The 11,294-nt window shown below is 60.3% G+C and carries 7 protein-coding genes; 4 read left to right on the top strand and 3 right to left on the bottom strand.

Annotation, left to right across the window (positions count from 1 at the left end; all coding sequences use genetic code 11):
* Nucleotides 1-257: 257 nt before the first annotated feature.
* Nucleotides 258-1,244 (top strand): GTP 3',8-cyclase MoaA, encoded by a 987-nt coding sequence (moaA, locus tag VB780_RS20255; RefSeq protein ID WP_323352986.1) that lies wholly within the window; start codon nt 258-260, stop codon nt 1,242-1,244.
* On the opposite strand, the gene ilvA is transcribed toward moaA, so the two are convergent.
* Nucleotides 1,241-2,752 carry a threonine ammonia-lyase, biosynthetic gene (gene ilvA, locus VB780_RS20250; protein ID WP_323352985.1) on the bottom strand — a complete coding sequence of 504 codons (1,512 nt, stop codon included), beginning with the start codon at nt 2,750-2,752 and terminating at the stop codon, nt 1,241-1,243. The genes moaA and ilvA overlap by 4 nt on opposite strands.
* Before the next feature lie 72 nt (nt 2,753-2,824).
* Nucleotides 2,825-4,336 (bottom strand): methyl-accepting chemotaxis protein, encoded by a 1,512-nt coding sequence (locus VB780_RS20245; RefSeq protein ID WP_323352984.1) that lies wholly within the window; start codon nt 4,334-4,336, stop codon nt 2,825-2,827.
* A 383-nt stretch (nt 4,337-4,719) separates the two neighbouring features.
* Between VB780_RS20245 and VB780_RS20240 the strand changes: the two genes are divergently transcribed.
* Nucleotides 4,720-6,987: a hypothetical protein gene (locus VB780_RS20240; protein ID WP_323352983.1), complete on the top strand. Its 2,268-nt coding sequence runs from the start codon at nt 4,720-4,722 to the stop codon at nt 6,985-6,987.
* 49 nt (nt 6,988-7,036) lie between these two features.
* On the opposite strand, the gene cysS is transcribed toward VB780_RS20240, so the two are convergent.
* On the bottom strand, nt 7,037-8,539 hold the full coding sequence (gene cysS, locus VB780_RS20235; protein WP_323352982.1) for a cysteine--tRNA ligase: 1,503 nt from the start codon (nt 8,537-8,539) through the stop codon (nt 7,037-7,039).
* A 292-nt stretch (nt 8,540-8,831) separates the two neighbouring features.
* Between cysS and VB780_RS20230 the strand changes: the two genes are divergently transcribed.
* Nucleotides 8,832-9,323 carry a pentapeptide repeat-containing protein gene (locus VB780_RS20230; RefSeq protein WP_323352981.1) on the top strand — a complete coding sequence of 164 codons (492 nt, stop codon included), beginning with the start codon at nt 8,832-8,834 and terminating at the stop codon, nt 9,321-9,323.
* A gap of 152 nt (nt 9,324-9,475) precedes the next feature.
* Nucleotides 9,476-10,840 carry a cytochrome P450 gene (locus VB780_RS20225; protein WP_323352980.1) on the top strand — a complete coding sequence of 455 codons (1,365 nt, stop codon included), beginning with the start codon at nt 9,476-9,478 and terminating at the stop codon, nt 10,838-10,840.
* Nucleotides 10,841-11,294: the final 454 nt, after the last annotated feature.

The following is an 11,294-nucleotide window of genomic DNA, read 5'->3' as shown; positions in this document are numbered from 1 at the left end:
GATAGTACCGTTGCATTTGAGCTTCAATTGGGGCAGGGTAGGGGGTGATCATCTATCCGCTCCTCTCGCTACCTCTCTAGCTTAGGAGCCCAACCCGCAGTATTACACCTTATTCAATCCACGATCCTTAGGGCGAGAGTCAGATGGGCAAAGCCTAACCCAAGGGGGATAGATGCCGCCAGGTGAAGCCAACCACCCCGTGGATTTTGGTGAGGGTGCCATAATCGGAGGAACGCCCCCTGTAATTTTTGCCATCCATGCCCACCATTGACTATCTGCGCATCAGTCTTGTGGATCGCTGCAACTTTCAGTGCCAGTACTGTATGCCGGAGGGGGCTGACCTACAGTACTTACCCCAGGGCGAGTGGCTGACCCGCGCTGAACTGAAGCAGCTCTTGCAGGAGGTGTTTATGCCTCTGGGGTTCTCAAATTTTCGGCTCACCGGGGGCGAGCCGCTGGTACGCCCCGGCATTGTGGATATCGTGCGCGACATTGCCGAGCTGCCAGGGACAACGGATTTATCCCTGACCACTAACGCCTTCTTGCTCAGCGGCTTAGCGCAGGATCTCTGGGATGCGGGACTGCGGCGGATCAACATCAGCCTCGATTCCCTAGACCCGGTGATTTTTGATCAGATCGTCGGGGGGCGCGGAAAATCCCGCTGGCCCCAGGTGTGGGATGGCATTCAGACCGCCCATCGGGTGGGGTTCTCGCCGCTCAAGCTTAACGTGGTGGTGATTCCGGGCGTCAACGACCACGAGGTGCTGGATCTGGCGGCTCTGACCCTCGATCGCGAGTGGCACGTGCGGTTTATCGAGTTTATGCCAATCGGCAATGACAGCTTGTTTGAGCAAAAGGGCTGGGTCGATTCGGAGGCGCTGCGCGATCGCATCCGGCAGCGCTGGGGCTTGACCGAGGGCGATGTGCTGGGCCACGGCCCGGCGGATGTGTTTCAAATTCCGGGCGCGAAGGGCACGGTGGGGTTTATTAGCCAGATGTCGGAGTGCTTTTGCGATCGCTGCAACCGCATGCGCCTGTCAGCCGACGGCTGGCTGCGCCCCTGCCTGCTCAACGAAACCGGGCAGATCGACCTCAAAACGTCTCTGCGCCAGGGCGTTCCGACCGCAGAACTCAAGCAGCAGGTGGCTGAGTTGCTGGCCGACAAGCCCGAGATCAACTACAAAATGCGGGAATCAGGCACCACCGGAGCCTACGGGCGCACCATGTCGCAGATTGGGGGTTAGCCCAAAAACAGCTTGTAGGCTGGGTTTTGGTTTTCATCCCAGTACTGGTAGCCGAGGGTGTCGAGAAAGCTCTGCCACTGGGACATTTCATGGGGCGGCACCTGAATGCCGGTGACAATGCGGCCATAGTCTGACCCATTGTTGCGGTAGTGGAACAGGCTGATGTTCCAGTCGGGGCTCATGGCGCTGACAAACTTCATCAACGCGCCGGGCCGCTCGGGGAACTCGAAGCGGTAGAGCAGTTCGTCGTGGGCCAGGGATGACTTGCCTCCGACCATGTGGCGCAGGTGCATTTTTGACAGCTCGTCGTCGGTGAGATCTAACGTCTTTAACCCTTTTGATTCAAACACCTGGGCCATAGCGGCGGCATCGGCCCGGCCCTGAACTTCTAGCCCCACAAAAATGTGGGCCTCGTGGTTGTCGGCAATGCGGTAGTTAAACTCGGTCAGGTTGCGGGTGCCCAGGCATTCGCAAAAGGCCTTGAGGCTGCCCGGCGTTTCGGGAATGGTGACGGCAAAGATCGCTTCGCGGTGTTCGCCGATTTCGGCCCGTTCGGCCACAAACCGCAGGCGGTCAAAGTTCATGTTGGCCCCGCAGGCCACCGCCACCAGGGTTTGGTCGGTGATGCCCTCGCGTTCAACGTAGGCTTTTGCGCCTGCGATCGCCAGCGCCCCCGCCGGTTCCAAGATCGATCGCGTGTCCTCAAACACGTCCTTAATCGCCGCACAGATATCGTCGGTGCTCACCAAAATAACGTCGTCTACGTACTGCTGACAGAGGCGAAAGGTTTCTTCCCCCACCTGGCGCACCGCTACGCCGTCAGCAAACAGGCCCACGGTGCTCAGCCGCACTCGCTCACCAGCCTTGAGGGACTGGGACATGGCATCGGCCTCAATCGGCTCCACTCCGATGATCTTAATCTCCGGTCGCAGCCGCTTCACGTAGGCGGCAATGCCCGAGATCAGCCCGCCGCCACCGATCGCCACAAACATGGCGTGGATAGGCTGGGGATGCTGCCGCAAGATCTCCATACCAATCGTGCCCTGGCCCGCAATCACATCGGGGTCGTCGAAGGGGTGCACAAAGGTCAGCCCCTTTTCTTCCGAGAGCTGGCGGGCGTGGGTGTAGGCGTCGTCGTAGGTTTCACCGTAGAGCACCACTTCGCCGCCCCGTGCCTTCACGGCGTTCACCTTCATCATCGGCGTCGTCGTCGGCATGACAATGATGGCGCGGGTGCCCAGCTGCTTGGCCCCCAGCGCCACCCCCTGGGCGTGGTTGCCCGCCGACGAGGCAATCACCCCCGCCGCCAGCTGCTCCGGCGACAGGTGGGCCATTTTGTTGTAGGCCCCCCGCAGCTTAAACGAAAACACCGACTGCATATCTTCTCGCTTCAGCAGCAGCCGGTTGTGCAGCCGCACCGACAGGCTGGGGGCTAGATCCAGGGGCGTTTCCTGCGCTACGTCGTAAACCCGGGCGGTGAGAATGCGTTCGAGGTAGTCGGTAGGCATTGTGGGGGAGAGGCGAAAGGATAAACCTCAATTTTAGAGTGGTGACGTCCTCAGTTTTAATGAACTCCAGCCCTAGAGCTTGAAGTAGGCCATCGCCCGCTGGAGCTGGGCCGCCTGAGACGCCATAGCGTGGCTGGAGGTGGCCAACTGCTCGGCTGCCGCCGCGTTGTGCTGGGTAACCTCGTCCAGCTGTCCCATGGCGCTGTTGATTTGGGCAATGCCGTTGTTCTGCTCCAGGCTGGCGCGGGTGATGTCGGCCATCAGCCCCGAGGTCTGCTGAATACTGGGGACAATTTGCTTAAAGAGATCGCCAGTGCGTTTGCTGACCACCATGCTGCGGTCAGCCAGGGTGGTAATTTCCTCAGCGGCGATGCGGCTGTGTTCGGCTAGCTTGCGCACTTCCTTGGCAACGACGGCAAACCCCTTGCCATGTTCTCCGGCACGAGCCGCCTCCATGGTGGCGTTTAGGGCCAGCATGTTGGTCTGTTCAGCAATGTCTTCGATGACGTGGATTTTGGCGATAATCTCTCGCATCACCTGCACCGTTTCGGTGACGGCCTGTTCGCCCTCATCCACCATCGTCGCTGACTGAATTGCCGATTGGTAGGTGTGCTTAGCTTTTTCAGCATTGCTGTTGATCACGGCATTCATCTGCTCGATCGACACCGTGGTTTGCGCCACCCCAGCCGCCTGCTTAGCATTGCCAAAGGAAAGCCCTTGGGCGGCATCGTTGAGATGGGCAGAGATCTCTAGCATCTGTTTGGCCGCCGCCTGCTCATCTTGAATAATGTTGGTCAGGCGCGTTGTCATCACCTGGAGGGCATTGAGCATAAGGCCAATTTCGTCGTCGCCACCGGTAGGAATCTCAACGTGCAAGTCTCCGGCAGCTACTCGCTGAACGATCGCCGCCGTAGCCAGAATCGGTTGGGTAATGCGCCCCGCCAGATAGTAGGCCAAGATCACCACCCCCAGCCCAATTAAGATGCTGCCCCACAAAATATAGAGCGCTAGCTGAGACGACAGATCAAGGGTCTTACTCAAGTCATTTTGAAAGGCGGAGAGCCCATTTTGAGAATCATTCAGAAAGCTCTCAATTGTGCCGGTGTAGGCCTCTTTGGTCTGTTGGTATGCAGCGCTGTCGAGTACCAATAGAGCCTGTTCGGGGTCTCCCGCTAGCAGTAGGTCGACGGCCTGGGTCTCTAAATCGGCCAATTTGTCGTTGAGAACTTTTTGCTGATCAAAAAGCGCTTGAATTTCGGGATCAGCAGCGTTGGCTTGGGCGGCAATGATCAGGTCTTCCAGGGGGGCAAAGTAGGTGTCGTAGCGCTCTTGCCAACGGCTATCTTGGGTCAATACATAGTTGCGCATTGACTGGGTGAGCACTTCGTCTAACCAGAGAATCTGCTGGGCGCGGGAAAGCTGCTGTTGGGATGCACTGACAGAACTCAGCCTGGCGCGAATTTGGCTGACGGCGTAGTGCGTCACGGTACCGACTGCTGCCAGGGTCAGCGCACCGCAGAGATAACCCACAAAAATCCGCGTGCGAATTTTGCTAGAGGCCAATCTCTTGAATATCAACAGCATCGCGTTTCCCCTGTTTGTTCTGTAGTGTTTTTTGTAGAAATAGTTGGCTCAGGCAGCGGTCAGATTGGTAACGGTTTGGCCGGGTCGCCCCGTTCTCGACCGCAAAAAAGACCCCAAGAGCAGTCGGAACATAGCCAGCGCATCAGTTATAAGGATCCATTTGGGGCTGACAATGCCCTGGACTAGAGCCTAGAACGCTGTACAATTTTTCCCGTTCTAACCTGCCATCCAACGTTTCTGGGCGCAGAAAATTCCTGGCTAAGGGGCTGCCCGCCAGCAATGCCTCTTTACTGAACCTTCCTGACACCATGAAAAGGCGACCGCTGGGGGATCTCACATCTGAATCCTGCGGTAGAGTTGCAGTTGAAATTGGCGCAGTGCCTATGCCCCTCCGTTCGTCTCGTCGGCCTCAGGTTTCAACCCCAAGCACCCCTGCCGTGCAGGTCTGGGTCGGCGCTCGCCCCCATCGACTCTGGCGCGGGCTGCTGGGCCTGGTGCTTGTTAGCCTGGGTATTAGCGGTGGGCTGTTGCTGCTGGGGCTAAGTTTTCGGCTGGGGCTACGGCTGATGCTCGACCCCGAGGCGTTGCCCCAGGTCTTGGCTCGGCTACAGCGATCGCAGCAGGTCGCCCTCCCCCCTGCTACCAGCCTTGACGATCTGCGCCAGCAGGCCAAGGTGGCCCAGCAGCGGGTGGGAGAACCCCTGCGGTTAGAGGTTTCCGGCACCGAGGGGCGTGACCTCGTAATTGTGCCCGTGCTGGAGGCAGATTCGGGGGCAATTGTCTCCCTCAACCTGTTCCAATCCGAGGGCAGCGAGGGCGATCTGAGGGCGATCGCATCTCTCCCCATTGCGGCCCTGCCCCAAGACACCGTGCGATCGCCCTGGCTCAACAGTCCCCAAGCGCCCACCGCGCTACCTGACCAGTTTGCTTTCACTCAGGTTGTGCCCCTGCCCGCCCCACCCGTCGCCACCGATGGGCTTTGGCTCACCCTGGAGGGCACCTGGCAGCAGCAGGGTCTCACCCTGCGCTACGGCCAGCTGCTGCACGTTGACCCCCAGGCTCAGCGGCTAGAGCTGCTGATTCCCTGGAGCAGCCCGGCCAACCGCCCGCCCCAGTGGGCCGACCTCGATGGCGACGGCCCCAGCGACCTGATCGTTGACGAAACCGTGGGGCTGGAACCGGCCCTGCGCGGGCTACAGGTCATGCCTGGGCCGCGCCTACAGTCGGTGTCTTGGGTGCGGGTACCGGTGGATGCCGGTGCCCAGGCCGTCAACTACCAGCAGAGCCTGCGCCTGGCCCGAGGTGGACTGTGGCACCCCGCTCAAACCCAGCTGACCAACCTCAAAACGACCCTAGCCCAGGACTGGAACTCGGCGGCAGAGGCCCAGCTGCGGCTGATGGAGCGCCACGCGGCGATCACCCGGCAGCAGGCTGATCAAGATTGGTCAACGCCAACCCAGCAGATTCTGGCGCTGCTGATTGACGGGCGTTGGGAGCCTGCGCTGACGCGCTTGGAAACTAGCCCCGAGCTGCTGCCCACCCTGCTGAACCGCCTCGGCGTTGACCAGGGCCGCCTGTGGAACCGCATTAGCGCCGCCGCCGCCCTGCCCGACCCGCCGCCCGCCCTGTATGTCTGGGGTGGGCTGGCCCTCAAAGCCCAGCAGAACCAGCCCACCCAGCAAGATGGGGCCACCCCAGACTGGCTCAACCGCCAGCCGGTGCCCGCCGCCGCCCGCCAGCGGTTGGCCAAGGTTTTGGCTACCCTGACAATCCGCCAGGAGCAATCGGTTGCCAGCGTTAAGGCGGCTGGCGCAACAGCTCCCGCTCAGTCCCCTAGCGCTCAGGTAATAGGGAACATTGCCCTCCCCCCCTTCACCGCCTTCATTGGCCAGGCTCGACCCATCCCTGCACCCCAGTCGGGCTATGCCGCCCCCGGTCAATCGCTCGATGCCTCCCTGGGCCAGTGGTACGCCATTGATGTGCGGGCCGTCCACCAGAACCAGGTTTGGCAGCCGGGGGCCGGGTCGATTCCCGCCGAGGCCACCCCGGCGGCACTCTGGCCCATGGTGCAGCCTGCGGCCCAGGCATCGCCCCAGCTGCTGCGCTGGGTCAGTTCTACCACTGGTGTTTCGGCCCCCCTCACCGTGCGAGGGCTGAGCCGAACCAACGGCACCGTAACGCTATTGGCGACCGGCCCTGCCACCAACGCCTCGGTGCTGCCGCCGCTGGTGTTTTCCCAGGGGTCACTGATGTGGCTCGACGCCAGCCAGGGTCAGACGGCAGAACCAGGGGCGATCGCCGCCGCCGCCGCGATCTTTGGCGACCCGCCATTGCCAGCGGCAGGTATGGCTAATGTGACTCAGCACAGCCTTGACCTAACCGGTGACGGCCAGCTAGAGCGAGTTCTAACCTGGGATGGGGCAGCGCTGACGCAGCTCCAGAACTGGCGGGGTCAGGTAGAGACGACATCCCCTAAAACCATCGTTCTAGACGCAGATAACCGATTGCTCTACAGCGATATATTTGCCCCCCAAACCCTGGTAGCCCTCACCGACCCCGCGATTGATGGATCGGTGGGGCTGCTGGTGTATCGAGCTGGAAGCTATGAACTACTTCTCTGGGAACCGGAGCGCGCGCAGTTTGGAGGTTGAGCAATGACCAGGCTGTGTCTGCACTCTGCGGCCCTCGGGGCTGGAGGATCTAACGATGCCACTCGGTGACGCCGCCGGGCTTGTCGATTAGAGCAATGCCCTCAGCCTGGAGCAGGTCGCGGATGCGATCGCTCTCCGCAAAGTCCTTCGCTGCCCTGGCTTCCCGCCGCTGGGTCAGCAGCAACTCAACCTCGGCATCTGACAGCCCGCCCTGGGTGGATACTTCGCCCCCAGGCCGAGCTTCTAACCCCAGCACCTGAGCTAGGCACACCAGGGTTTGCCACTGCTGGCGCAGGGTATCGCCGTCGGTATCGGCCTCACCCGTGTGGGTGATTAGGTTGCCCGCTCGGCGCAGGTCTTTGGCCAGGTCAAACAGCACCGCCAGCCCACCAGCGGTGTTGAAATCGTCATCCATTGCGGTTTGAAAGGTCTGTACTGGGGCGCTGTCGCGGTCAATTCGCATGGCCGACGGATCGCCAAAGGCTGAATCCTCAACATCGGCCCAGCCGAGATTGGCTCCGTAGTGGTAACCAAACAGCAGCCCGTCTTTGAGCGTTCCCCAGCTCGTTTGGGCGGCTTGGAGAGATTCATCGGTAAAGTCTACCGGCTTGCGGTAGTTGCCCTGCAGCAAAAACAGCCGCACCGCCATCGGGTCGGGGGCATTGGGCGCATCCAGCAGATCTCGAATGGTGGTGAAGTTGCCGAGGGATTTCGACATCTTCTCACCGCCCACGTTCACCATGCCGTTGTGCATCCAGTAGCGGGAGAGGGGATGGCCAGTGACGGCTTCAGATTGGGCGATCTCGTTCTCGTGGTGGGGAAACACCAGGTCGCTGCCGCCCACGTGGATATCGATGGTGGCGACCGGGCGTTCGTCCCCTTGGGGCGTGTCGAAGACTTCGCGAATCATCGCCGAGCATTCAATGTGCCAGCCCGGTCGCCCCGGCCCCCAGGGTGATTCCCAGAAAGGCTCACCCTCTTTGGCCCCTTTCCAAAGGGCAAAGTCGAAGGGGTCTTGCTTAATCGATTCTTCCGCCGCCACCCGACCGCTAGCCCCGGCCTGCATATCGTCGAGCTTGCGGCCCGACAGCTTGCCGTAGCTCTCAAACTTACGCACCGAATAGTACACATCCCCATTGGCGGGGTAGGCATAGCCCTTTTGCTCTAGCTCACCAATCAGCCGCTGAATTCCGTCCAGCGTTTTGGTGGCGTAGGTGTACTCATCGGCTTCGATCACATTCAGACGGGCAATGTCCTCTAGGTAAGCCGCTGTGTAGCGCTCCGCCACCGTCTGCATCGAGGACTCTTCGGCTTTGGCGCGGTTGAGAATTTTGTCGTCAATGTCGGTGAAATTTTGCACGTAGCGCACATCGTAGCCCCGCCACAGCAGGTAGCGCCGCACCGTATCCCACGCGATAGAGCTGCGGGCGTGGCCTAGGTGCGAGTAGTCGTACACCGTGACGCCACAGCAGTACATTTTCACCCGGCCCGGCTCTAGGGTTTCGAGGGGTTCTTTCTGGCGGGTCAGGGTGTTGTAGAGAACGACGCTCATGGCGGGGGGCGCAAAATGCCCATTATAAAAGGACGCTAACAGAACGATTCAACACTGAAACTGCCCCCAGTGCAACGCAGCGCTCCAGTCTCGCCAATCGTTGCAGCTAGCTCACCATAACGACAGCCCCCCATAACGGCAGCCCCCCATAACGACAGGAGTCGCGACAGCATTCCAGACGATTGTCGCGAGCGGGGTACAGCATACCTACAGACCGGGGGATTGGTTTGGCCCGAGTCAACCTGTAGACTCAGATAGGGAAGAGAAGATTTGATGCGAAATATTGGGAGCCATGGTTAGTCGATCCAGCCTGTGTCGGATGTTTGTAGCCACGCTGATGGTGCTAGCCCTCTGCCTAAGCTGGGTGAGCCCAGCCCAGGCCACCAGCTACGATCGCCAAAGCCTGAGAAACAGCGACTGGTCTAACCAAGACCTGCGCGGTAACGACTACACCCGCGCCGACATGGCCGACGCCGACATGAGCCACACCAACCTGCGCGGCGTGCGCCTGTTTGACACCACCCTGGCCCGCGCCAATATGGCGGGGGCCGATATGAGTGGGGCCACCCTTGACGGGGCGCGGTTTTACCAGGCCAACCTCACCGACGCCATTCTCGAAGGGGCCTACGCTTTTGGCACCGACTTTCGCGAGGCCGTCATTGACGGGGCCGACTTCACCGACGTGCTGCTCGACCCCAAGGTCAACAAAATGCTCTGCGCTGTGGCCCAGGGCACCAATCCGGTGACGGGGCGCAACACCCGCGACACTTTGTACTGTCCATAACGCCAGCGGCATTATGAACAGGGATCAGGTTTGGGCTGCCCTTGGCTGCTCAGGGGAGGGCGCGTAAGCTAATGCTAAGGTCAGCGGTGCGGTTCGATCGATCGCTGACCTCAGCCAAGGTTTAGATGCGTCTTCTCCCAAGGTGATCTCCCATGCCTGCTATCCCCAAGGCTCAAGCCCCCGCTTTAGTTCAGTTCTACAACTGGGTTTTTCATCCCCTGGCTTTTATGGAAACCCATTACCGCCAGATGGGCGATCGCTTCCTGGCGCGTGGCACCCTGATGGACTGGATTTTTCTCAGCCATCCTGACGATCTGAAATACGTGCTCACCCACGACGGGCAAGAACTCAGCGCGCCGGGGGAATACAACAAAATTTTGACCAACCTGCTGGGTCATAACTCGCTGATGCTGCTGAGTGGTGCCCAGCATCGCCAGCGGCGGCAGTTGGTGATGCCCCCGTTTCACGGGGAGCGGCTCAAGGTTTATGGTGAGCTGATTCGCACGATCACCCGCGAGGCGATCGCAGGTCTGGCCCCAGGGCAGGCCTTCAAAGCTAGAGAAATGACCCAGCGCATCTCAATGCAGATTATTTTGCAGGCGGTGTTTGGTCTCCGCCAGGGAGAGCGCTGCCAGCGCCTGGGCAAACTGCTGGCCCAGCGGCTAGACCTGTCGAGCGGCCCGCTGGGGTCAGCCCTGATTTTTCTGCCGCTGCTGCGCCGCGACTGGGGCGCTTGGAGCCCCGGCCATCAGCTCAAAGCTCTGGCCCAGCAAATTGACGACCTGATTTTTAGCGAAATTCAAGCCTGTCGGGCTAACCCCGACCCCGATCGCAGCGACATTCTCTCGCTGCTGCTGGCGGCCCGCGACGCCGAGGGCCACGGCCTAAGCGACCAAGAACTGCGAGACGAGCTGATGACCCTGCTGGTGGCCGGCCACGAAACCACCGCCACCGCCATCGCCTGGAGCCTCTACTGGGTCCACCACATGCCCGAGGTCGGCGCACGACTGCGGCAAGAACTGGAGACCGCAGGCTCGCTCGATCCGGTGGCCCTCACCCGGCTGCCCTACCTTAGCGCCGTGTGCAACGAGACCCTGCGAATTTACCCGGTAGGCATGCTGACCTTTCCGCGCCGAGTCGAGCAGCCGATCACCCTCCAGGGCTACGACTACAACCCCGGCGACGTGCTGGTGGGGGCGATCTACCTGCTGCACCGGCGGCCCGACCTCTACCCCGAACCCGACCAGTTTCGCCCCCAGCGGTTTTTAGACCGTCAGTATGGGCCGTTTGAATTTATGCCCTTTGGGGCCGGGGCGCGCCGCTGCGTGGGTGCGGCCCTGGCCATGTATGAAATGACAATTGTGCTGGCAACGCTGTTGCAGGAGTACGATCTGTCTCTGGCCAGCGATCGCCCCGTGCAGCCCCAGCGCCGTGGCATCACCCTCAGCATGAAGGGCGGGGTCGACATGGTTTACCGGGGCAAGCACCCCCTGCCCGAACTGGTAGCGGAGGTATGACAGACAAGATTTGGTATGAGACAGGCAGGATGCCTATCCCACAACAGTCTGAACGTTCTCTGTTCGGAGCTACTCAGCTAGGCTCAGAGATTGCTCAGTTAGGCTCAAAGACTACTCGACTAGGCTCAGAGACTACTCAGCTCAGCTTAAAGACTACTCGACTAGGCTCGGAGACTACTCAGCTCAGCTTAAAGACTACTCGACTAGGCTCAGAGACTACTCAGCTCAGCTTAAAGACTACTCGACTAGGCTCAGAGACTACTCGACTAAGTTCAGAGACTACTCGACTAAGTTCAGAGACTACTCGGCTATGTTCAGAGACTACTCGGCTATGTTCAGAGACTACTCGACTAGGCTCGGAGACTACTCGGCTAAGGAGATTTCCAGGAAAGAAGATACCAGCTTCAATCCAGCGACTATAGCCGCTGTAGGGTGGGCACTGCCCACCATTAGG

Origin of the sequence: Leptolyngbya sp. CCNP1308, assembly GCF_034932455.1 — a bacterium.
Taxonomy (GTDB): Bacteria; Cyanobacteriota; Cyanobacteriia; order Phormidesmidales; family Phormidesmidaceae; genus Nodosilinea.
This window is presented reverse-complemented; position numbering and strand designations above follow the sequence as displayed.

Bases quoted from the DNA above. Each gene is read 5' to 3' on its own strand.
- moaA (WP_323352986.1), top strand. From the start codon at position 258: ATGCCCACCATTGACTATCTGCGCATCAGTCTTGTGGATCGCTGCAAC.
- ilvA (WP_323352985.1), bottom strand. From the start codon at position 2,752: ATGCCTACCGACTACCTCGAACGCATTCTCACCGCCCGGGTTTACGAC.
- VB780_RS20245 (WP_323352984.1), bottom strand. From the start codon at position 4,336: ATGCTGTTGATATTCAAGAGATTGGCCTCTAGCAAAATTCGCACGCGG.
- VB780_RS20240 (WP_323352983.1), top strand. From the start codon at position 4,720: ATGCCCCTCCGTTCGTCTCGTCGGCCTCAGGTTTCAACCCCAAGCACC.
- cysS (WP_323352982.1), bottom strand. From the start codon at position 8,539: ATGAGCGTCGTTCTCTACAACACCCTGACCCGCCAGAAAGAACCCCTC.
- VB780_RS20230 (WP_323352981.1), top strand. From the start codon at position 8,832: ATGGTTAGTCGATCCAGCCTGTGTCGGATGTTTGTAGCCACGCTGATG.
- VB780_RS20225 (WP_323352980.1), top strand. From the start codon at position 9,476: ATGCCTGCTATCCCCAAGGCTCAAGCCCCCGCTTTAGTTCAGTTCTAC.